The organism is Rhizobium sp. NXC24 (assembly GCF_002944315.1).
GTDB lineage: Bacteria > Pseudomonadota > Alphaproteobacteria > Rhizobiales > Rhizobiaceae > Rhizobium.
On sequence record NZ_CP024313.1, the window covers coordinates 353,789 to 375,110 of the forward strand.

At 59.2% G+C, this 21,322-nt stretch carries 18 protein-coding genes and 2 pseudogenes; 11 read left to right on the forward strand and 9 right to left on the reverse strand.

Features of this window, described 5'->3' with window-relative positions; translation table 11 throughout:
- Window positions 1-155: 155 nt before the first annotated feature.
- The 6 genes and pseudogenes from NXC24_RS23410 to NXC24_RS23440 all read left to right on the forward strand — a co-directional run bounded on the left by NXC24_RS23410 (window position 156) and on the right by NXC24_RS23440 (window position 10,441).
- Entirely contained in the window at window positions 156-857 is a 702-nt protein-coding gene (locus NXC24_RS23410) for a 4'-phosphopantetheinyl transferase superfamily protein (RefSeq protein ID WP_104825814.1), read from the forward strand.
- Window positions 858-1,000: 143 nt separating this feature from the next.
- A pseudogene (locus NXC24_RS23415) lies at window positions 1,001-1,231 on the forward strand (ATP-binding protein); the annotation flags it as partial.
- Window positions 1,224-1,685 (forward strand): annotated as a pseudogene (locus NXC24_RS23420) (DDE-type integrase/transposase/recombinase); the annotation flags it as partial. The pseudogenes NXC24_RS23415 and NXC24_RS23420, both read left to right, overlap by 8 nt.
- Window positions 1,686-2,283: 598 nt before the next feature.
- The gene (locus NXC24_RS23430) at window positions 2,284-9,489 is read left to right on the forward strand and encodes a non-ribosomal peptide synthetase (RefSeq protein WP_104825816.1); all 7,206 of its coding nucleotides are present in this window, start codon (window positions 2,284-2,286) and stop codon (window positions 9,487-9,489) included.
- A 10-nt stretch (window positions 9,490-9,499) separates the two neighbouring features.
- Window positions 9,500-9,718, forward strand: a complete 219-nt coding sequence (locus NXC24_RS23435; RefSeq protein WP_104825817.1) for an MbtH family protein — start codon at window positions 9,500-9,502, stop codon at window positions 9,716-9,718.
- Between the two features lie 516 nt (window positions 9,719-10,234).
- Window positions 10,235-10,441, forward strand: coding sequence for a hypothetical protein (locus NXC24_RS23440; protein WP_104825818.1), 207 nt, complete (start codon window positions 10,235-10,237; stop codon window positions 10,439-10,441).
- A gap of 80 nt (window positions 10,442-10,521) precedes the next feature.
- Here NXC24_RS23440 and NXC24_RS35225 read toward each other — a convergent pair whose 3' ends face one another.
- The 3 genes from NXC24_RS35225 to NXC24_RS35885 all read right to left on the reverse strand — a co-directional run bounded on the left by NXC24_RS35225 (window position 10,522) and on the right by NXC24_RS35885 (window position 11,584).
- On the reverse strand, window positions 10,522-10,680 hold the full coding sequence (locus NXC24_RS35225; protein WP_158704539.1) for a hypothetical protein: 159 nt from the start codon (window positions 10,678-10,680) through the stop codon (window positions 10,522-10,524).
- Window positions 10,681-10,819: 139 nt separating this feature from the next.
- The gene (locus tag NXC24_RS35880) at window positions 10,820-11,029 is read right to left on the reverse strand and encodes a hypothetical protein (protein WP_245464032.1); all 210 of its coding nucleotides are present in this window, start codon (window positions 11,027-11,029) and stop codon (window positions 10,820-10,822) included.
- A 105-nt stretch (window positions 11,030-11,134) separates the two neighbouring features.
- Window positions 11,135-11,584: a polysaccharide deacetylase family protein gene (locus NXC24_RS35885; protein WP_245464033.1), complete on the reverse strand. Its 450-nt coding sequence runs from the start codon at window positions 11,582-11,584 to the stop codon at window positions 11,135-11,137.
- A 560-nt stretch (window positions 11,585-12,144) separates the two neighbouring features.
- Between NXC24_RS35885 and NXC24_RS23450 the strand changes: the two genes are divergently transcribed.
- The 4 genes from NXC24_RS23450 (at window position 12,145) to NXC24_RS23470 (ending at window position 14,585) form a co-directional block, all read left to right on the forward strand.
- Entirely contained in the window at window positions 12,145-12,357 is a 213-nt protein-coding gene (locus NXC24_RS23450; protein ID WP_104825819.1) for a hypothetical protein, read from the forward strand.
- Complete coding sequence (locus NXC24_RS23455) at window positions 12,357-13,115, forward strand: hypothetical protein (RefSeq protein WP_104825820.1); 759 nt, start codon at window positions 12,357-12,359, stop codon at window positions 13,113-13,115. Before NXC24_RS23450 ends, NXC24_RS23455 begins: the two co-directional genes overlap by 1 nt.
- A gap of 421 nt (window positions 13,116-13,536) precedes the next feature.
- The gene (locus NXC24_RS23465) at window positions 13,537-14,265 is read left to right on the forward strand and encodes an SOS response-associated peptidase (RefSeq protein WP_104825822.1); all 729 of its coding nucleotides are present in this window, start codon (window positions 13,537-13,539) and stop codon (window positions 14,263-14,265) included.
- Window positions 14,262-14,585, forward strand: a complete 324-nt coding sequence (locus NXC24_RS23470; RefSeq protein ID WP_104825823.1) for a CopG family transcriptional regulator — start codon at window positions 14,262-14,264, stop codon at window positions 14,583-14,585. Before NXC24_RS23465 ends, NXC24_RS23470 begins: the two co-directional genes overlap by 4 nt.
- 505 nt (window positions 14,586-15,090) lie before the next feature.
- Here the strand turns inward: NXC24_RS23470 and NXC24_RS23480 are convergent.
- The 3 genes from NXC24_RS23480 to NXC24_RS23490 are packed head-to-tail and all read right to left on the reverse strand — an operon-like array spanning window position 15,091 to window position 15,818.
- Window positions 15,091-15,282 carry a hypothetical protein gene (locus NXC24_RS23480; RefSeq protein ID WP_245464034.1) on the reverse strand — a complete coding sequence of 64 codons (192 nt, stop codon included), beginning with the start codon at window positions 15,280-15,282 and terminating at the stop codon, window positions 15,091-15,093.
- Between the two features lie 40 nt (window positions 15,283-15,322).
- The gene (locus NXC24_RS23485) at window positions 15,323-15,505 is read right to left on the reverse strand and encodes a hypothetical protein (protein ID WP_104825825.1); all 183 of its coding nucleotides are present in this window, start codon (window positions 15,503-15,505) and stop codon (window positions 15,323-15,325) included.
- Window positions 15,506-15,560: 55 nt separating this feature from the next.
- The gene (locus NXC24_RS23490) at window positions 15,561-15,818 is read right to left on the reverse strand and encodes a hypothetical protein (RefSeq protein ID WP_104825826.1); all 258 of its coding nucleotides are present in this window, start codon (window positions 15,816-15,818) and stop codon (window positions 15,561-15,563) included.
- Between the two features lie 251 nt (window positions 15,819-16,069).
- Here NXC24_RS23490 and NXC24_RS23495 point away from each other — a divergent pair, with 251 nt between their 5' ends.
- On the forward strand, window positions 16,070-16,948 hold the full coding sequence (locus NXC24_RS23495) for a hypothetical protein (protein WP_245464035.1): 879 nt from the start codon (window positions 16,070-16,072) through the stop codon (window positions 16,946-16,948).
- 222 nt (window positions 16,949-17,170) lie between these two features.
- Here NXC24_RS23495 and NXC24_RS23500 read toward each other — a convergent pair whose 3' ends face one another.
- From NXC24_RS23500 to NXC24_RS23510, 3 genes are all read right to left on the reverse strand, one after another.
- Complete coding sequence (locus NXC24_RS23500; protein WP_104825827.1) at window positions 17,171-17,575, reverse strand: GFA family protein; 405 nt, start codon at window positions 17,573-17,575, stop codon at window positions 17,171-17,173.
- A gap of 615 nt (window positions 17,576-18,190) precedes the next feature.
- Complete coding sequence (locus NXC24_RS23505) at window positions 18,191-19,201, reverse strand: polysaccharide pyruvyl transferase family protein (RefSeq protein WP_104825828.1); 1,011 nt, start codon at window positions 19,199-19,201, stop codon at window positions 18,191-18,193.
- A gap of 56 nt (window positions 19,202-19,257) precedes the next feature.
- On the reverse strand, window positions 19,258-20,742 hold the full coding sequence (locus tag NXC24_RS23510) for a lipopolysaccharide biosynthesis protein (protein WP_104825829.1): 1,485 nt from the start codon (window positions 20,740-20,742) through the stop codon (window positions 19,258-19,260).
- Window positions 20,743-21,322: the final 580 nt, after the last annotated feature.

Sequence of the window (21,322 nt, forward strand, 5' to 3'; positions counted from 1 at the left end):
AACGTGGCGATGATTGCGGATTCGCTTGGGATTGACCAGCCAATCCAAAAAAACGAGGTCATACTTACGCATGGCAATTGATTTTAACGCCGAGCGAGAATGCACCGATCCAGCGTGATCTTGCACGAGTTCCCGATCAAATAGGACGTGCTCGAATGAGCGGAAATCTCATGCTAGAAAAGCTGCTCCCACCGAACGTTGCCGTGCAAACATCTCGAGCAAATGAAGTCCCCGAAATCCAAGTGATGGCCGGAGAAGAGAGTGCAATTGCGACAGCGGTCAAGAGCAGAAGGCATGAATTTTCGATCGGGCGGGCCTGTGCCAGGGCGGCATTGTGCAAACTTGGCTTTCCCTCTTGTCCGATCCCAAGCGGACCTAACAGGGAACCGCTTTGGCCGTCTGGCATCGTTGGCAGCATAACACATTGCGCCGGATTCTATGCTGCGGCGGTGGCCATGCAGAAGGACTACATCGCGCTTGGAATCGATGCCGAAGTAGACGAGGAGCTGCCCTCAGGCGTGTTGTCGCTCATATCGAGCCATGAGGAACGCCGTTGGATCGCGAACGCATCCGAGCATATCAATTGGGACCGGCTGCTCTTCAGCGTCAAGGAGAGTATCTTCAAGGCGTGGTTTCCGCTCACGCGTGAATGGCTGGGCTTCCAGGACGCCGTGGTGACTATCATTCCAGAAGATGGCTCATTTATTGTTCAGCTTCCACACACGTGTGTGCCGGCAGCCGATTGTCCACGAGAGCTTCGCGGCCGCTTCACTATTTCAAATGGCCTAATACTAACGGCAGTATTTATTGAGGCGTGTCAACGGCGATCTGTATCATCCGAAACCCTTTCTTCGTGACGCACGAGGTTTTGATTTGCATTTAAAGCGATCGTGAATGGTCCGGCAATTTCGTGATGCCTTGGCATTCCGCTCCAAATCTACAAGAGCCAATCAATGCCCGGACCGGCAAGGATTCCTTATCTTCAGGCGCCTGGGGTGGAAAGCTGCGTCATGACGCCCAGATCGAGAACGCTGACTTCCGAGCCCCCCGAGGCCTGGACCGCAATCTATTCATGAAGCTCGCCGGTTGCGACTGGATCTCTCAGCGCCATAGCCTACTGTTGATCGGACCCGCCGGCGTCGGAAAGAGCTGGCTTGCCTGCGCGCTCGGAAATAAGGCATGCCGCGAGGACTTCTCCGTCGCCTATCACCGCCTTCCAAGGCTTCTATCTGTCTCCGACACGGAATGGCAAAGCGGCCAAGCGCTTCCTCGGTAAGGCTTTGAACGGTCTGAAGGATTGGGAAAAGCCAACGGTCATCAACACCGACAAGGCGCCGACTTACGGGATCGCGATTTCGGAACTGAAGGCCGAACGCAAATGCCGAGGAAATCTCGTGCATCGGCAGGTCAAATATTTGAACAATGTCATTGAGGCCGATCATGGCAAGCTAAAACAGTTGATCAGACCGGTGAAAGGGTTCGAGACGTTGAAAACCGCCTACGCAACGATCAAGGGTTTCGAGGTCATGCGGGCTCTACGCAAAGGACAGGCTGCTGTTTTCAACCTGACGCGCGACATCCGCGGAGAAGCCCGCATTGTCGAGCGGGCTTTCGGTATCGGACCGAGCGCCTTGACGGAAGCCATAACTCTGCTCACCTCAAATCTCGGCGCTCCGGCCGCGTAACGGCAGGCGAGACAAGGATCTATCCAACCACCGGAGTTTTTGCAACAGAGCCCCCCTCGAGGATATCGCCATATATCATGGGAATCGACGTCGGAGCATGACACCTGCTTGAGGCTTGTTCTCCCCGTAATGTCGTATTGCTGACAATGTCGGACATAAAGCGCAGCTCGGTCTCCAGAGTAGCATTGTTTTGAGGAGTTTTCTGACTTGGTACGACGGTTGCTTAGCCGTCAGCAACCACACTGCGGCACGAACCGACAAGGAAGCTCACTGTGAACAGGTTCGCTGAACAGGCGCTTGCCACCTGGTTCGTCTCGCGCAGGGCCGGAAGGTTTCCCGCTGTCTCGGAGGTGCCCTGCCAGTCGACGGGTCATCGTGGGTGTACGCGCCACGCTAGCATGACTGTCCGGCCGATTCTGATCGCCTTGCAACAAATGAGCAGAATGCTCCAGGTTTCCCTGCAGGCTCTGATCGGCCGGCGGCTTCAGGATGCCGTGCCGCAGCCGATCTGCGACAGTTACCTCCGCTGGCAGAGAATCGATGCAAGCTCACCGATGGCCTCTGCACCGTACCGTGTTGAGCCGGGGAGCGGCGAGCCATGAATGGCATGCAGCAGAACGTTCATCGGCTCACTGCACCGCAGACGGAAATCTGGCTGGCCGAACAACTCACGCCGGGGACCGCGCGCTATAACATCGCCGAATATCTGGAAATCCAGGGGCCGGTCGATCAAATTTTGTTCGAGAGGGCGCTACGCCAGACGGTGTGCGAGGCAGAGAGCTTGCACGTTAGTTTCTTCGATGGTGACGAGGGGCCGCGGCAAATTCGTCGCCGCCGGACCGACTGGTCCTTCCCGGTGATCGACGTCAGTGCCGAAGCCGATCCACGCGCTGCGGCAGAGGCCTGGATGCAGGCGGACCTCGCCCGGCCGGCCGATCTGGTGCACGGGCCGCTCTTCGCCTACGCCCTGTTCCACGCGGGGCCTGACCGTGCCTTCTGGTTCCAACATTATCACCACATAGTCATGGACGGTTACGGCGCGGCGCTGCTGGCGCGCCGTTTGGCTGATGTGTACACGGCGTTGGCCGCAGGCCGGGTGCCGGAGCGTTCCCCGTTCCCCACATTTGCGGAATTGCTTGCGTCGGATGCCGAGTACCGCCAGACAGAAGCTTTCCTGCGGGATCGAGCGTATTGGACCAAGCGCTTTGCAGACCGGCCTGAACCGGCGGGTGCCCTTGGGTGGCGATCGACGGGCGGCGACATCCTGCGTCATCGGGCACATCTACCGGTTGAGACAGGAGAAGCGTTGCGGGATCTGGCACGGAGGGCCGGCGCCACCCTGCCACAACTGATGATCGCGCTGGGGGTCGCTTATCTCCATCGAATGCACGACCAAGCGGACCTGGTCATCGGCTGCCCGGTCACGGCGCGCGCGGGCCGGACGTTGCGGCAAATTCCGAGCATGGTCTCGAATGTGGTGCCGCTGCGCTTGGCGGTGACGCCAGGCACAAGCCTCATGGACCTGATCGGCCAGGTTGGCCGGGAGGTACGCCAAGCGCTGCGCCATCAGAGGTATCGGTATGAGGACCTGCGCCGTGACCTCGGCCTCGCGGCCAATCGGCAGCATCTGTTCACCACCGCGATCAACATTGAGCCGTTCGACTACTCGCTCAGCTTTGGGGGTCATGTTGCGGCGGCGCGAAACTTGGCCAACGGCCCGGTCCGGGACCTCGACCTTTACGTCTTCGATCGCGGTGCCGACGCGCCCTTGGAGATTGCTCTCGATGCCAATGCGACGGTCTACGCGTCCGCCGATCTGGCCGCATACCAGGCGCGACTGGAGCTGTTGTTTGAGGCTGTGCTTGCCGCGCCCGGGCGGCCGATCAGTTCGTTTGAGCTGCTCGCGCCCGCGGAGCGCCGGCAGATCGTGGAGGAGTGGAATGCCACTGCCCGGCCGGTGCCTGAGACCACCTTGCCGGCGCTGTTCGAGCAGCAGGTGTGCCGCAGCCCCGCGGCCACGGCGCTCATCTTCGAGGATCAGGAACTCAGCTATGCCAAACTTGACGCCCGCGCTAACCGGCTGGCGCATCACCTGATCGGGCTGGGAATCGGGCCCGATCAGGTGGTGGCGATCTGCCTGGAGCGCTCGCCGGAGATGGTCGTTGCGCTGCTGGCCATCCTCAAGGCGGGAGCGGCCTACCTGCCGCTCGATCCCGGCTATCCCGAGGCTCGACTGGGCTTCATGCTCGACGACGCCGGCCCGGCGGCGCTGGTCACCACCTCCGCACTGGCCGCCCGCCTGCCTGCGACCGGTCCCGTCCGCCTGCTGCTCGACGAGCCGCAGTTGCGGGCCACCATCGCCGCTGCCCCTGCCACCCCTCCCACTGACGCCGACCGCGTTCGCCGGCTCGATATTCGCGACCTCGCCTACGTCATCTACACCTCTGGCTCCACCGGAACACCCAAGGGCGTCGCCGGACTTCATGCCGGCCTTGTCAATCGTTTGAGCTGGATTGGAGAGCTGCAGGTCTACGGACAGGGGCCGGTGCTTGCGAAAAGCTCCATCAGCTTCATTGACGGCTCAACCGAACTCCTTGGGGCACTGGTCCATAAGAGTTCGGTCGTGCTGGCACCATGTGCTATGGCTAGGGACCCTGCCAAGATCGCAAACTTGATCAAGTTGCGAGGCGTCTCTGGGGTCACCCTTGTACCGAGCTTGCTCAATGCCGTGCTCGATCAGACCGGTTTGCACAGCCTGATCTCGTGCAGAGCTTGGCTGGCCAGCGGTGAAGCGCTGCTCGGAAGCCATGTCGCCGCTCTGAATGCGCGCCTGCCGGAGGCGCGGTTCTTCAACTTCTATGGCGCATCGGAAGCCACCGGCGACAGCTTATATGCATTATGCACGCTCGATGAACACGATCGGCACAAACCTCCTCCGATCGGCCGACCGATCTGGAACACTCGTGTGTACGTGCTCGACGGCAGGCTGCGTCCGGTGCCGGCAGGTGTGGCGGGTGAGCTGTACATTGCGGGGACGGGTCTGGCGCGAGGGTATTGCGGGCGCCCGAGCCTGACGGCGGAACGGTTCGTGGCATGCCCGTTCGGCGAGCCGGGAGAGCGGATGTATCGCACCGGCGATCTGGCGCGATGGCGGGCGGACGGCATGCTCGACTTTCTCGGCCGGGTCGACGACCAGGTCAAAATACGCGGCGTTCGGATCGAGCCGGCAGAGGTGGCGGCGGCGCTGAGCGCCCATCCGGCGGTCGCACAGGCAGCGGTGGTGGCGCGCGCGGACGGCCCAGGGGGCCAGCAGCTGGTCGGCTATGTCGTGGCGGTGGCAGGCCAAGACCTCGACGCCCAGGCGCTACGAGCGCATGCGGCGGCGCGGCTGCCCGAACACATGGTGCCGTCGGCGATCGTCGGGCTCGAGGCCCTGCCCCTCACCCCGAACGGCAAGCTCGACCGCAAGGCGCTGCCGGCGCCCGTCATGGCGACGGCCAAAGATGACTATGTGCCGCCTGAGGGGTATACAGAACAGCTCCTGGCAGCGATCTGGGCTGAGGTGCTGCAGCTTGAGCGTGTCGGTCGACACGACAATTTCTTTGCGCTAGGCGGCCATTCGCTGCTGGTACCAAAGTTGATTGCACTCTCAGGCCAGGCAGGCTTTCACGCCGATGTGCGCACGATTTTTGAAGCACCCACACTGGCTGCCTTAGCGGCAGCAGTAACATCTTGCCGCAGTAACCTCATCGAGGTTCCTGAAAACCGCATTCCGCCGCAGTGCGAAGTGATAACGCCAGCCATGCTGCCGCTGGTGCAGCTGAGCGAGCGGGAGATCGCTCGGATCGTCGAACATGTGCCCGGCGGAGTGGCGAATATCCAGGACATCTACCCACTGACACCCCTGCAAGAGGGAATGCTGTTCCATCATCTGACGGCAACTGCGGGCGATCCCTACCTGTCGCAGGTGACGGTGGGCGTTGACAGCCGGCCGCGCGTGGACAACTTGTTGCAAGCACTACGGGCAGCGATCCACCGAAATGATGTCCTGCGTTCCGCCGTGCTTTGGCAGGACATGGTAGAGCCGGTGCAGGTGGTATGGCGACAGGCGCATCTCGCGGTCGAAGAGATCAGTCTCGATCCGCATGCAGGTGATATCGCGGACCAGCTCCGCGTGCAGTTCAACCCCCGACATTTTCGCTTGGATCTCACACAGGCGCCGCTGCTAAGGGCCCATATAGCACAGGATCCGTCTAACAATCGCTGGGTCCTGCAGTTGCTCTTCCATCATATGGTGGACGATGCTACGTCCTTGAGGCTGCTGTTTGAGGAAATCCGGGCGCATCTAGCGAACCGGGCCGACCATCTTCCAGTGGCGCAGCCGTTCCGTGAGTTCGTGGCACGAGCTCGGCTCGGCCTGACCGACGAGAAGCACGAATTGTTTTTCCGGGAAATGCTGGGTGATGTCGATGAGCCGACGGCGCCGTTCGGTTTGCTCGATGTCCAACAGGATGGGACGGCGATCGTGGAGGCAAGCCGGACGCTGGATTCCCGTTTCGCTGGGCGGCTGCAGGCAGCCGCGCAAGCAGTCGGAGCCGGTGCGGCCAGCCTGTTTCACCTAGCGTGGGCGCATGTGCTGGCAGCAGTGTCAGGACGAGATGACGTCGTGTTCGGGACCGTGCTGACCGGCCGCCTCCAAGCCGGCATTGGCGCGGATCGAGCACAGGGACCATTCATCAATACGCTACCGATCCGAATCAGGATTGGCGGTCTGAGCCCGCGAGATGGCGTAAGACTGACGCATGGCCTGCTAGCACGGTTGGTGAGCCATGAGCACGCGCCGCTCCTCTTAGCGCAGCGTTGTAGCCGGGTCTTGGCGCCGGCGCCATTGTTCAGTGCCCTGCTGAACTACCGTCAGCAACGCGACCAACCACAGATTTCTGGTGAATTGGATCGCGCCGAGCAGGGAATTGAGTTTCTCGGTTTTGAGGAGCGGTCCAACTATCCCCTCACGTTTTCGGTGGACGATCTGGGAGACACTTTCCGCCTCACGGTGCAAATGGCGTCGACGAGCGAAGTCGATCGGATCTGCACCTATATGACCAATGCACTAGAACAACTGGTAGAAGCTTTGGAGGTATGGCCCGATATACCGATACAGCGCTTTGAAATTATTTCACCCGCGGAGCGCCGGCAGATCGTGGAGGAGTGGAATGCCACTGCCCGGCCGGTGCCTGAGACCACCTTGCCGGCGCTGTTCGAGCAGCAGGTGTGCCGCAGCCCCGCGGCCACGGCGCTCATCTTCGAGGATCAGGAACTCAGCTATGCCAAACTTGACGCCCGCGCTAACCGGCTGGCGCATCACCTGATCGGGCTGGGAATCGGGCCCGATCAGGTGGTGGCGATCTGCCTGGAGCGCTCGCCGGAGATGGTCGTTGCGCTGCTGGCCATCCTCAAGGCGGGAGCGGCCTACCTGCCGCTCGATCCCGGCTATCCCGAGGCTCGACTGGGCTTCATGCTCGACGACGCCGGCCCGGCGGCGCTGGTCACCACCTCCGCACTGGCCGCCCGCCTGCCTGCGGCCGGCCCCGTCCGCCTGCTGCTCGACGAGCCGCAGTTGCGGGCCACCATCGCCGCTGCCCCTGCCACCCCTCCCACTGACGCCGACCGCGTTCGCCGGCTCGATATTCGCGACCTCGCCTACGTCATCTACACCTCTGGCTCCACCGGAACACCCAAGGGCGTCGCCGTTTCGCATTGCGGCCTCGCCGGCTTCGCGGAAAGCCAGATCGAGCGCTTAGGCGTCACGAGCGCCTCCCGCGTGCTACAATTCGCCTCGGTGAGCTTCGATGCCGCTGTTTGGGAGCTGTTGACAGCCTTCGCAGGGGGTGCCTGCCTGGTGCTGCCGCCGCCCGGCCCACTGCTCGGCAGCCAACTCGCCGCCACCTTGCGCCGCCGTTCTATCACCCATGCCCTGATTCCGCCGTCCGCGCTGGCCAGCAGCGATGCCAACGTCTCGACCGCCTTGCCCACTTTGTTGGTCGGAGGCGAGGCTTGTTCGCCGGACCTCGTGGCGCGATGGTCGGCTGAGCGCCGGATGATCAACGTCTACGGTCCGACCGAGACGACGGTCTTCGCGACGATGAGTGGTCCGCTGACGGCGCCGGAACCTCCTCCGATCGGCCGACCGATCTGGAACACTCGTGTGTACGTGCTCGACGGCAGGCTGCGTCCGGTGCCGGCAGGTGTGGCGGGTGAGCTGTACATTGCGGGGACGGGTCTGGCGCGAGGGTATTGCGGGCGCCCGAGCCTGACGGCGGAACGGTTCGTGGCATGCCCGTTCGGCGAGCCGGGAGAGCGGATGTATCGCACCGGCGATCTGGCGCGATGGCGGGCGGACGGCATGCTCGACTTTCTCGGCCGGGTCGACGACCAGGTCAAAATACGCGGCGTTCGGATCGAGCCGGCAGAGGTGGCGGCGGCGCTGAGCGCCCATCCGGCGGTCGCACAGGCAGCGGTGGTGGCGCGCGCGGACGGCCCAGGGGGCCAGCAGCTGGTCGGCTATGTCGTGGCGGTGGCAGGCCAAGACCTCGACGCCCAGGCGCTACGAGCGCATGCGGCGGCGCGGCTGCCCGAACACATGGTGCCGTCGGCGATCGTCGGGCTCGAGGCCCTGCCCCTCACCCCGAACGGCAAGCTCGACCGCAAGGCGCTGCCGGCGCCCGTCATGGCGGGCCGCAGCACGCGAGCGCCGCAGACGCCAGAGGAGGCGCTGCTATGCAAGCTCTACGCCGATCTGTTGGGGCTGGAACGTGTCGGCCCCGAGGATAACTTCTTCGAGCTCGGCGGTCACTCGCTGCTCGCCACTCGCCTGGTTTGCCGCATCCGCGCCGCTCTCGCCGTCGAGCTGCCGATCCGGGCCATATTCGACGCCCCCACCCCCGCCCAGCTCGCCGCTGGTCTCGCCGGGGCCGATCACGAGCAGGCGGCCGCCTCCGCCTCCCTCCATGTGCTCCTGCCGTTGCGCACCCAAGGTAGCCGTCCACCGCTTTTCTGCATCCACCCTGCCGGCGGCCTCGCTTGGCCGTATGCCGGTCTCTTGCAGCACCTAAAGGGTCGCCCCCTCTACGGCGTGCAGGCCTTGGGTTTCGTCGACGGGGAGACTTCGGAATTATCGATTGAGGCAATGGCCGAAGACTATCTCCACGAGATACACTCAGTGCAACCTCGTGGCCCCTATCACTTGCTCGGCTGGTCCTTCGGCTGTCATGTCGCCCACGCAATCGCAAATCGCCTGCAGGACAAGGGGGAGCAGGTCTCCCTGCTCGCATACCTCGACGGCTACCCGATGCGTAACGCGCCCCATGCAGTTGCTCCTGAACCGACTATTCGGGATTTAATGGAGGTGCTGCTCGATGTGTTCTCGGACCGGCCGGTCGAGTTCGGGGATGCGGTGCCATCTCCTGCGCAAATCCGGAGGCTCCTTGCAAAGACTGAGGCGTTGGCCACCCTCGACGACCGACTTGTTGAGAGTATATTCAGGAATTTTCGTGACGCCCCGCGCTTAATGCGAGAATTCAGACCAAGAACCTTCCAAGGGGATCTGTTGTTCTTCCGGGCGACGCTGACCGCCAAGGAATCTCAGCCGGAGGACTGGCAGCGCTATGTCACCGGCCGCATCAGTATCCACGACATTGTCTGCCGGCACGAGAAAATGATGCGCCCTGCCACGCTTTCTGCCATCGGCCCGCTCTTAGCCAGAGCCCTCGAGCGAGCATCGCAAACAGAATCTGCCTCCCTATAAAGGATCCACCATGACTAACCCCTTCGACGATCCCCATGCTACCTTCCTGGTGCTGGTCAATGACGAGGGTCAGCACTCTCTGTGGCCCGAATTTGTAGACGTCCCTGCTGGCTGGCACACCGGCTTCGGACCCGCCACCCGCCACGCGTGCCTCGATCAAATCGAGACGCGCTGGACCGACATGCGGCCCAACAGCCTTAAGGCTGCCATCGAAGCAGAGGCCCCGTAAGGGGCCATCACATCCGTGGTTGCGGAGATCGGAACGGAGAATACGGTGCGGCGCCACCAATGGCGCGTGGCGCTGTTTGGCAGCGTCGCTACTTCCACTCCATCGCGTCGAAGGCGAGCGCGACCGGCCTGAAGCCGCCAGCTCGGCCGGGCGGCCGGGCGACAAAGTGAAGCCGAACTTGCTGCAACGCGCTCCGTGCCAAGTCCCGACATTCCTTGATTCGGTTTCCAATGCAACAGCGTCAACGACGTGCTGAACGGTGGAGACGGTCAAAAAAATTCTCGAAGGCCGACTCGCCGGCAATCCTTCAATGACGATATCTCTGATCTCAGAATTCATAAGGGAGCTCCTTTGATTTGAGGCGCACCAGATGAACCCATCAATGCTGCATGCGGGTTGAAGATTGGGCCTTCACTTGAGGCGGGTCGCCGCGCGTCCCCAGGTGGAACTTACGTACTTGCATTTTGCTGGCGGACCCAGCTTTGATCTGAACTGTGTGTTTGCGAGGGAAGCCGAATGTTTGTCATGAAGGCAGTTCTGATCATGGTCCTTACAACGAGTGCAGGGCAAAAGACCGAGTATTTGGAACTGCCAGATATGGACAGTTGCGATTTCTCGCGTTTCGAGCTTTCTAAATTCGGGCCGCCAGAAGGCGCGACCAAGATACGCGTGTCTTGCGCACCTCTTAAGGTTTACGTCGCTGCACAAACCATGGGTTACTGAGTGACTGCATCTGAGAAATAGCAGAAACGGAGTTGGGGATCACCAGGCATCAGGAAGGGCTGAGGAAACGGGTGCCAGCTTCAGGGACCGTGTGCCGTCCGGAGCAACCGAGCACCGATGAAGGCCTGGACCTGCCAGAGGTAGGCCATCTGCTCGGATTGCGAGAGGCGCAATGCCTTCATCTTGCCGCCGAAAACTTCGGTAGAGTTCGACCGCCCTCCATCCGAGATTACCACCAAGATGGCCTTCAAGAGTGGTGATCGCTATGCAAGGCAAATTATCCGGATCGAGGCCGAACGGCCTTCTTTAATTTCTGTTTCGGCTGGCGGCTGTCAACTGATCTATGGTTCGGCCAATGCGATATTGGGCGGGGCTCGCTCAATCCTGCAAACTGGTGCTTTCATAATCTCGTAAAGAGGAGAACTGATAACCGCGCTGCTTGAGCTTTCTGATGAGGGCGCGCAGGTTTTCCTTTCCGTTGAACTTGTCCTGGAACATCGCGTCGTGCATCAAGAGGATCATTTTGCCCGGATTCACAAAGCGGTTGTACGCAAATAAGGAATCGATTTCCCGGCCCAGTGTTTCCACCGACTGGATGGGCTTACCGTCGCTATAATGTGCCCATTCGTGATCCCAGCCATACAGGTCGAAGCCGGCTTCTCTGACTAACTCGAAGTTAATCCACTCCTTACCCTACTCACGGACGTCCAACGACAAGTCCTCGGAGGAGGCTGTTTTCAATCGGAAGACGTTTCTGCCGGGAAGACGTGTTGCGGCGGGCATGGCTAGGCTGAGAACTTCATTGGCTTTGACGAGATCCGTAATTACAGCCTGGCTATCCGAGTAGAAGACGCGGTAGCGGTTATTCGCGTGGCTATAGCTATGATTGCCAACGGCGACGTTCTCGAGGGAGCGAACCTCGGCCAGAACAGATCGGCCATCTTCTTTGGTCTCAACGTGAACGCCAACCATGAACATGGTTGCAGGCACATTCTCTTCGAATAGCACCTGCAGGACATTTTCACTGCCAGGCAGCGGACCATCATCAAATGTGAGATAGATTTTTCGGCCGGATGCCCAAGTGTCAGGCGCGCAAAAACCGAATGTTATAACTGCTGCGCAAACTATGACCAATCGCACCACGATGCTCTCCTAACGGTTGCCCAATAGTACCGAAAAGTCCGGGAAATACAGCGGTCTTCCCTTCACGTGGTTGACTAAGGTTCGCCAGCGAGGCGTTAGCGATGGGATCGAAACAGGAGCGGAACTCGATAGGACGATTGTGCCGATAGATGCTGCACAAAGTGCTCGTTGGCCGCATGGGACCAGATTTCGTCAGCCCAGCGCCTGTGGAAGGGCGCCGAAATCCGACCGCCCTGCCCCATCAAGAACAACCGCTTCGCCATCGAGATGGCTGTGCCGCCGATCTCAGGTGCCGCCGCCACAGTAACGCGGTCGACGCCGCCTGGGCGAGCGGGAGATTGCGGCAGCACTCGTCGATCTCGCCGATCATCACATGCTCGGTCTGATAACATCAGGTGAAATTGACGAACTGCTTGGCGCCATCAAAAAGCGTCCTTGACTCACATCGAAAAACGAGAACATAATAGGAACACATTGGCGGCGGAATGACCCGCCGTTCACCCTCAATACCTTGCTGATGAGACTCCCTGGCGACAGCGGAGAAGGAAGACGCTTGCCCGATGAGTACCGTAGTCGCCCAAACTGAAGAACCGGAATTTGATCCTGTCGAAGCCGCACTTGCTTTTTGCGGCGGCGATGTCCGCGCGACAATTGCTGCCCTGTTGGACGAATTGCAATTCGTCCGCGGCCAGTTGGCCTTAAGCGAAGCCGGAATGTCGGTTGGCTTTACGCGGGGCTGGAAGCCGCGTTTTGAAATCAAAGGAGATACGTGATGTTAGAGGTCAAGTATGATCCTGAGTGGGATCCGACGCCGAAGGAAGGCGCTTTAACGGTCAGTGAGACGGACATCGAGGCCGTAAGAGCTCTGGTGAAATACATCAGCGACGACGCGTTTGATCACTTTCACGGAAGTCGGCTTGAATTCCGTGAAAAGTCTCCGGAGTTTTTGGCTCATATCCGACGTGTCGGAGGTATTGTTGCCAGCTTGCGGCCTACCTCGACCATTGGCCAAGAGGATGTCATTGCGGTCTACCTGCTGATGAGGTTCATCGGCTACAACGTCTTCGATGTGTTCGGAGATCCGCCGGGCCATCGCGGTAAATCGTTTGAGCTTCAGGAGCTTGAACGCCCCGTAGATGCGATGCTTGCGAAGCTCATGAACCTAGGAACGCCCGACTTCGAGGGCTTTTTCTGGAGGGAACCTCTCCCGCTCGCCGTCGATGAAGTCCATCCCAAACTCCTGGAGGAGATCGGCAATCGGCAAGTGCGAATGCTGCAAGTCGATCTTTCTTACCAGAGTGAGGAGTTTTATCTTGGATCACTCGAAATGGCATTCGATGACGACAGCGGCAAAGTGTGCGGTGTATTCCGTTTAAACGCCCATCGAAGCGACTTCATCGCTGGCCCTGCCTGGATCGAGACGAAGGCGGATGTGAATGACGTGATCCAGACCTTTGCCGATGCGATACCCGTGGGTGAGTTCTTTGCTCTGATGCAGGAGGAAGACGAGCCCGCCCATAAGGTCGCCTGATTGTGCCCGAAACGCATCCGCCAGCTTACCTATCGCCCACGAAGATCGCGCAACTTCCGAAGCTGTCAAGCTTCCAGGACAGGCATTACGTTCAGATCAAATGCAGTTGGTGTCGAAGCCAACATCTTTACGAGCCAGCCGACCTCGTGCAGATTTTCGGTGACCTTCCGTTCATGGGGATCGAGGGGAAGTTCAGGTGCAGTCAGTGTGGGAAGAAAGAGTACCTCACGTCGAAGCTACGATCCGTTAGCGGCGCTGAAGCCGTCGGCATTACTGTCCGCCGCCTTGTCAGGATCGAAACGCTCAGGCGTCCCGTCTGGAAAGATGAAAAGCGGTAAGGCGACAACGGCGCGAGTGGCGTCGTAGACACCTCCACAGAATTTTACGATGATAGTTGTAGGAAGAATGAGGAAGCGGGCTGGTGTGCAATCTGTACAATGTCACGACTAGTCAGGAAGCGATCCGACAATTCACCAGGGCGATGATCGACAGCATCGGCAACATGGAGCCGTCGCTCGACGTCTATCCAGATCGCATGGGGCCAGTCGTTCGAAACACTCCGGCCGGTCGCGAAATGGCGATGGTGAGATGGGGATTGCCCAGCTCGCAACAGGCGCTCATGCAGGCTGCCAAAAAACGCGCCGACAAGCTGCAGGCAAAAGGTTCGCCGTTTGACTTCGCGCAGCTCCTGAAGATGGAACCGGATGGCGGCACCACCAACGTGCGGAATACCAACAGCAAGCATTGGACACGCTGGCTCGGTGTAGAAAACCGGTGCGTCGTGCCTTTCACCCGTTTTGCCGAGCCGGATTACGGAAGTCGCGGAGAAGGTGGCCGTGTGCCGAACGCCTGGTTTGCAGCCAATGAAGAACAACCACTCATGTTTTTCGCCGGCATATGGGTGTCGCAATGGCGATCGGTGCGGAAGATCAAGGAGGGAGAAATCACCGCCGACCTCTATGGCTTCCTGACGACAGAAGCCAACAGGGTCGTTGGTGAAATCCACGAAAAGGCGATGCCGGTCATCTTACGGAATGTGGAAGAGATCGAACTGTGGCTGACTGCCTCATGGGAGGAAGCAAAACGGCTGCAGCGTCCGATGCCGGATGATGAGCTGCTGTTGCTTTCGCCAGAGAGCGTGCCCGCATGAGCGACTGGAAACGGAAAGAAGAACGCGTGCCAAGTGATGTTGCGGGTCAGCTTGAGTATGCAGCCGATCGCATTGGAGAGGCGTCTCGTGCCGACCTACAGATTATGTTGCGACGTGCGGCACTTTTGATCCGGAACGCAACACCGATCGGACTCGATGCCGAAACGGAAGATGCATTGCTGTCGATCGCCGGCGAGCTCGGCGTAACGCGAAACGACATTGTCCGCCACATCATCAAGGAATGGCTAGAGACGAACGCTTATCTGCCGGTTCGGGTACTGGATGAGGATGAGGATGGCGATGTGGATGGCACGGCATGAAGACGTGGGTTATTTCACGCTGCCTGCCCCTCCTCCTAACATACCTCGCCTTCTGGAACGTTGCACTGGGCGGATCTATCCGGAACGATGGGTATCCCCCATTGCCGCTCGCCACGAATGACTTCGACGCATTCGTGCAGAAACTGGCCGCTGAAGCGAACGGAAGCAAAGCTGTAATGGCCGAGAGGCTCCGTGGGCTGGGCTTTACCTGTACTCCAGTTTCTAAATCGACGCAGTTTGAATGTGTGAGATTTGGCTGCCGAACAGGCTTTTGGGGTCGTGGCTCGCTCATCCAGTGGTCAGTGAGCGAAGACCCTTTCAAACCAACGAAGGATGCTGTCGCTGGTACCGCCGTGAACTATGCATGGGTCGCTCGTTGCCTCCCGATTGAGGAGACCGAGGAAGCTCAGAAGAGGTTCCTTTCTCGGAACTTTCCGGGCCAGTGACCCTACCCTTCCAACTTTGTTGGCAGCTTAGAGTCAGTCAGGCGAGAAGTCGATTGTCATTATAGCCCTTCTTGCATCCGCCGGTCCGGTCGGAAACCCAGCAGGAAATCGATCACCTTGGACGACGACATCTCGCACGGCTTCAGCGTCAGGTGTCCCGACAGACGATAGATGTTGAAGCTGACGATGTCTCTCCCGCCAAGCTCTTCGGCAAATAAGCATGTTCGACGCCCGTCAAGCGACCTTGTCATGCTCGAGCCCCGTCTTCGTCCTCAGAAGTTGCCTTCGAAGTCAGAGGGCCACGCCAGTTATTGGATTGACGATTGGTCGCTCACTCTCGTCCTTACTGCCGGCAGGCTGGACTGTGGGCGGTGCAAGGGATTCTTTGTCCGCCTTTTCAGGTTTTTCCGGTACAGGACTCACGTCCTTGGGGCGTCGCTGCTCGCGCGTTGCATTCGTGTCGTTGGTGCTCATCGTCTTCTCCATAAGACTTGGCGTCTGCCTAAAAGAACAAGGGTGTCGGCGCCCCTCAATCGAATTGTTCACCGTGGCCGATCTGTTCGCGAACCGCATCGCCAACTGGCGGATCATCAGCAGGATCCGGGTCCGCACTGTTGGCGTCCTCGAGAGAGTGGGCCGCCTCGACAAGGGCGCCGAGTACCTCTCGAGTGCCCCACCCCGCTTCGTTCGCGGAGGCAATAGCTTCTTCCAGGGTTTCTCTGGCCGCCGCCTTCAATTCCTCGAAGCGCTGCTGCAAATCCTGGGATCGTGGTGATGGAAACGGCATGGTCGGCTCCTTTCGCTGACGATGTAACCCGCAAGCCATCGGTCGGTTCCCGCTGACGCCTTGACGCATCCCAGCGGAACAACATTAATCATCACGGTGCATAGCTCGCCGCAACAGTTCCCCTGGCAATATCTGTCTTCAGCTCTCAATGAGAGATTGCCAAATATTCCGACAACGCCTATCCATCCGGATACTTTCTATATTCCCGATGCTCCTCGCATTTTTATTTTTTCGCGCCCACTAAAATGTCAATGCATGCAGATTCAGCCGAATTGCGAGACAGGCGCCGCGCTTTCAGTGTCGACGAGCTGCTGGCGGATGCCTCCTTTGCAGCTGCTCTCCGTGATGCCGCATTGGAGTTGCTGGCGATCCATCGAACGGCACCGAGAGTGGTACGTTATGTCGCCGACCTGCAGAAGTGGCTGCTCAGCCAGGCGACATTGGCAATGCATTTTGAGCACAAGCTTAATCCGAGCTGCCCGCCAGTCACGGTTTCCAATCTGAGAAAATTCTTGGTCGAGAACCATGTTGCCAGCCACAACACAGCGATCTCGCATCTGAAGGAGATGGCGCATTATAAATTATTCGAGCCGGTAGAAAATGCGGACCGGCGCACCAACGCCATGCAGGCTACCGCCCATACGGAACAGCTAATCCGGCAATGGCTCGACGGACACCTGCGCTCGCTTGACAGCATAGATGCAGGTGATCGATATCAACGGTCCCAAGCCGATCCAACGATATTGTTTCGCGCCCAGCCACAAATCGCGCGTCGGCTCTTCCATCACCCAGACTGGTATAGCCCTCCCGAACGCATCACGCTCTTCGTCAAGTCGGAATCCGGCAGCAACATATTGCACGACCTTATGTCGCGTGTGCCAGCAACCGCAGAGGTGGCTGAGCGCTCGTGGATAGGTGCCGTTTCGGCACGGCTTGCCGCCGCCGACTATCTCATTTCCCGCACTCATACCGGCAGGATACTCGCGACCGCGCAGTCCAAGGGGCTATTAGGATGGCAGACGGTCAAGAAGAGCGGCGACTGCTGGGTTTCGAGGAATCTAGTGCTCGACTATAGACGGTGGCAGGCGGTGAAATTTTCCGTCATCTCGGACGTCTTTGCGGACATCTAGGGTTTTTGGGTCCCTGTAGCTGTTGCGCAGCACTGCTGTGTAGCCCACGCCCGCAATATCCCCGCTTGTCACTTCCGGTGTCCGGGTTCGGGGCCATGCATTCCCATTTTTCCTCAATGGGTCGCCACACGAGAAGGCCCAGTGAAGTGCAAGCGGTGTTCGAATGCACCGGCGATTGTCGATGCGTGTTGGCGTCATCCCTTCAATCAACGCAATTCGCCATCATTCAGTTGGGCGGCCTGGCAAATCGCCGATCGTTTCCACCCAGGGCAGCCGCGACGCTAGCCAGATTTGAAAACGGGGAGAAAGCTCATGACGTTGGTCGATGGTTCCGGCGCGTATACCGACATGCTCGGCGGCATCAGCCTCGCCCGTCGTGTAGATCGGCGACCCACAGTCCCCGCAGAAAAATTGCAGGCGCTTCTGACCGTTGTCCGCAGTCTTCACGTAGCATCGCGGTTCACCGGCTGTGATGCGAAAATGCGCGCGTGGTGTACTGGCGGTCACGCGATATGCCGAACCGGTGAGTTGCTGACAATCGTTGCAGTGGCAGATGCCGACGTCATCGGGATCGATTTCTGCCTCGTAAGTCACACTTCCACAATGGCACCGTCCTTGTATTTCCATGCGTTCAACTCCTATTCGCGAGGCTGACATCGTGCATCGATTGTCGATCTCATTGCACGCATTGATGAACTAGAGCTCTTCCTCATGCCAAAAGGAGCCAAGCGGCGCGCACTCCCCGTTGATGGCGATCGGGCACCATCCGACGGAGCGATTTAAAAGCGCCAGTTCTACCTTCTCGGATTCCAGTTGCTGACTTTTCGATCCGATGTCGGCAGGGGCAGACAAAGCTGAGTTCGAAATCGATGCCGCTAATCCGGCGTATGCACGGCATCTCACTCTGCTGTAGCAATTGCTCAGTTAGCAAGTTCTTTGCGGTGGTGAGTTTTACATCCATTAAGGATTCCGGTTGTTGTCGACGTTCTCGTTGGCAGCGAGGCCCCGATGAATTGCCCTGTCGTTACCCTGGCAGGTAACGACAGGGCGCGGTCACCGGCGCGGGTGGCATGGATACGTCGGGGACAAGGCGATTGCTCTATACCAGACGATCTCCCAATAGGAATTTCATGGCCAATTCACTCAGCGACAGGTGGATTGGGATTCGCAGAATTCGCATCTGCTGCCCCGACGTGGCATCCGGTCCGGGCGGGCTGGCGTTATCACCCCGAAGTGCGGCCGTTAAGCGGCAGGCAGGAATGATTGATCAGCTTTACAGCGTGCCCACGCGATCCCATCGTCAAGTGATGTCGCCCTGTAAGCTAGATCTGTGCCACCCGAAAATGCGTCCATGAACCGGCGTATTTTGCCGTAGCTATTGTCTAGCACCGCATGGGGTCGCCCGAGCAGGATCGAGCAGATATGGACGTGAAGCCCGTCGGTTACGAGCGCACGACCGCGGGATATCTGGCGGATGCGGCGACCTAATCTGTTGTGTGCTGCTGCATCAAGCTTGCGCAGCCGCATTTCCGTGGGTTTGAGATCCAGCAAGGCCGTCGCTGCGCCAAGCGCTTTTGCGATGCGCACGCGCCTTGCAGATTCGGTGATCCAGTCCTCTTTTGGGATATCGGGGTAGGCGGAGAGGTCGGCATCTCCCACCTTCTCAAGATCGGATCTGAGCATGGCAAGGACGGGAAATTCCGGTTCTTTCGGCTGAATTGCTCCGATTGAAAAGGCCATGTCCGGGCAAAGGCGCACCTCGCAGTCAAAGTGCTTAAGGGCAAATTCCTTCGACTGCTCGTCGCGCACCAGCAGTACGAAGCGCTTGTGGCGTCCGATGACGCGCGCACTTTGGGTGAGGCGAGCCTGGGAGTTGTAATGGATGGACTGGGGGAACTGAATCACCAGACGATGGGGAAACTGCTCCAGGACCTTCTCGCGAAAGTCCTGATGCGCACCCCAGATGTCACCGAAATTGCCGCCGCCATGAATGAAGATCGGACCGGTTGGCATAGTGCGCTCGAGTTGCTCGGGCGAGAAATCATCAATCCGGGATACATAAGTCGGCCGCTTACCGTATCGCCTTTTGAGATAGGCCATTTCGCCCAACCAGATGGCCGAGTCACCGCAATTGCGGATATCCGGAAAGTCGAGGATCGCCAAAGGTTCATCACGGCAGATGTAGTCTTTCAGGCAATCGTGGATCATGTCGTCCAGCTTCGCGATCAAGACTCGATTTGATTGCAATGTCATTCCCCCATTTCCCCTTTGATGACAAGGCACTCCAGCCGACGTCGGCCGCACCTTCTTCAGACAAGACGTAGTCTCGGCAGCACTTTGCCGAGTATGATTCGAACCTCCGTTTCGGGGCCGGCCGGCCGTTTCATCAACATCCACAGCAGCAAGGTCGAGCCGCAGTAGAGCAGGCCTCCAAAAAGGATCAGCAACGACAGGTGCGTGACGAGCACGAGCTTGTCGTCGCTCGCCGCCAGCTGGCTTGAAGCGAGTGAGACGCCCGCCGCCATCACCGCGACGCTTGCGAGCGCCCGAAGGTTCACCGACAATTGTTTCAATACGGAAATGCCGGTGAAGCGCCGTACGAGCATCATGTTGACAAGAGTGCTGAAGAGGCCGGTAAAGACGCGACCGAGGATGACGCCGGGAAGGCCATACAGCATCAGACCGGCAACCATGATCGGTACCCGCAGGCAGAACATCTGGGTATCGCGCACGAACAACACCCGCGTCTCACCCTTTGCCATTCCGAGCGGCTGAACCAGGGAGCCCAGTGTCTGCAGCGCGAAAACCGAGGCAAGCGACTGGATGATGAAAATGACCGGCGCCCACTTGTCACCCAATGCGAGTCGGACCAGCGGATCGGCGGTCACCGCGACGCCAATGCCGGCGGGAAGCGCAACGGCGGCAACGAGCGCCTGCACGCGCTGATAAGCGGCAGCGAGCCTCACGGCGTCGTTGCGAATGCCTGCGAACGCAGGATAGATCGTCTGCGTGAGCGGCGCAGTCGCTTCCCGCGTCGGCATCATGGCGAGATTGCTGCCCACGGAATAATAGCCGAGCTGAACCCCGCCGAGCATCTTGCCGACCAGCAAGTAATCGAAACGCCAGTTGAGCGTGCTGACGATTTGGCCTGCGGTCAGCCAGGCGGAGAAGGAGAAGAACTCCCGCATATGCTGAAAGGTGATCCTCGGCCGGAAGGGCAATACGAGATAGGAGACAATGACGTTCGTCGCCTGGCTTATGAGCGTACCGGCGACCAGCGCCCAATAGCTTTGGTAGATGACCGCGATTGCGACGGAGACGAGGAAGCCGGCGAGCTTTTGTGAAGCGGCAAGCACGAACTCCTGCCAGAAGATCAGATCTCGCTGAAGCATGATCCGTCGCGGATTGGTGAGACCGCCCATCAGCATGCTGAGCCCGAGGGCCAGCATCACACCCGTCAATCTGGGCTCGTTGAACAGGACGGCGGTGGGATAGGCAAAGATCGCGAACAGTATGCAAATCGCCAGCCCGCGCGCGGCATTTAGGGTCCAAGCGGCGCTGAAATGAGATTCGTCCGGTGCCGCATGACGGATCAATGCTTCGGAAAGTGAAAGCTCGGTAACAGTCGTGACGATCAGGAGGATCGTCATGCCGAGAGCGACTACGCCGAAGTCAGACGGTGCCAGATATCGTGCCAGAACGAACGTGCTGAGGGTAGCAAGCCCGTTCACGATCGTCCGAGACAAGCTTAACCACATGCTTCCCTTGACAAGCCGTCCCGTGATGCTGGTCATGCGATACTGAAGCCCCCGTTACGCTATAGCGCGGCAGTTTCCGCGCAAAAATCCTGTCGTATCAACTACGTCGATACGACAATGCAGCATTGCCTGGTTGTAGGGCGGACCCCAGCCCAGCGGGGAATTAGTTCGAAGAAGCGGTATGTCAACGCTTCAAAATTCATTTTTGCATCAGTTTCAGTTCATTTTCGCATCATCTTGGGATCATCATGTCAATGGATTTAGCCTTGGCGTGATGGAGGTCGTTTCAGGGCGAAATGACGGTAGGGGCTACTAAGGCATTCGGCGCGGAATGAATTCTTCGGCACACTGAATGCGTCGTCGAAGTCTTGTTTCGTGTCCCTATGCGCAAGGGCTATCGCCGGCTGCCGCTGTAGTGGAGCGGCGTTTCGCTTACAGATCTGCCAGTGATCCGTTCTCTCTCCCGGGGCGGCCTCTTTCATGCCACCTCCTTTGATAGTTCCGCTACGTCCCGAGGCGCGGCATAGCCTCCCTTAGTCTCTCCGCGAAATTGATCGTTCCGATGGAAACACATTTGCGTAACGGATCGAAAGCTGGGCCGCGACCTTCCCACAAT

Bases quoted from the DNA above. Each gene is read 5' to 3' on its own strand.
- NXC24_RS23410 (WP_104825814.1), top strand. From the start codon at position 156: ATGAGCGGAAATCTCATGCTAGAAAAGCTGCTCCCACCGAACGTTGCC.
- NXC24_RS23430 (WP_104825816.1), top strand. From the start codon at position 2,284: ATGAATGGCATGCAGCAGAACGTTCATCGGCTCACTGCACCGCAGACG.
- NXC24_RS23435 (WP_104825817.1), top strand. From the start codon at position 9,500: ATGACTAACCCCTTCGACGATCCCCATGCTACCTTCCTGGTGCTGGTC.
- NXC24_RS23440 (WP_104825818.1), top strand. From the start codon at position 10,235: ATGTTTGTCATGAAGGCAGTTCTGATCATGGTCCTTACAACGAGTGCA.
- NXC24_RS23450 (WP_104825819.1), top strand. From the start codon at position 12,145: ATGAGTACCGTAGTCGCCCAAACTGAAGAACCGGAATTTGATCCTGTC.
- NXC24_RS23455 (WP_104825820.1), top strand. From the start codon at position 12,357: ATGTTAGAGGTCAAGTATGATCCTGAGTGGGATCCGACGCCGAAGGAA.
- NXC24_RS23470 (WP_104825823.1), top strand. From the start codon at position 14,262: ATGAGCGACTGGAAACGGAAAGAAGAACGCGTGCCAAGTGATGTTGCG.
- NXC24_RS23480 (WP_245464034.1), bottom strand. From the start codon at position 15,282: ATGACAAGGTCGCTTGACGGGCGTCGAACATGCTTATTTGCCGAAGAG.
- NXC24_RS23485 (WP_104825825.1), bottom strand. From the start codon at position 15,505: ATGAGCACCAACGACACGAATGCAACGCGCGAGCAGCGACGCCCCAAG.
- NXC24_RS23490 (WP_104825826.1), bottom strand. From the start codon at position 15,818: ATGCCGTTTCCATCACCACGATCCCAGGATTTGCAGCAGCGCTTCGAG.
- NXC24_RS23495 (WP_245464035.1), top strand. From the start codon at position 16,070: ATGCATGCAGATTCAGCCGAATTGCGAGACAGGCGCCGCGCTTTCAGT.
- NXC24_RS23500 (WP_104825827.1), bottom strand. From the start codon at position 17,575: ATGGAAATACAAGGACGGTGCCATTGTGGAAGTGTGACTTACGAGGCA.
- NXC24_RS23505 (WP_104825828.1), bottom strand. From the start codon at position 19,201: ATGACATTGCAATCAAATCGAGTCTTGATCGCGAAGCTGGACGACATG.
- NXC24_RS23510 (WP_104825829.1), bottom strand. From the start codon at position 20,742: ATGACCAGCATCACGGGACGGCTTGTCAAGGGAAGCATGTGGTTAAGC.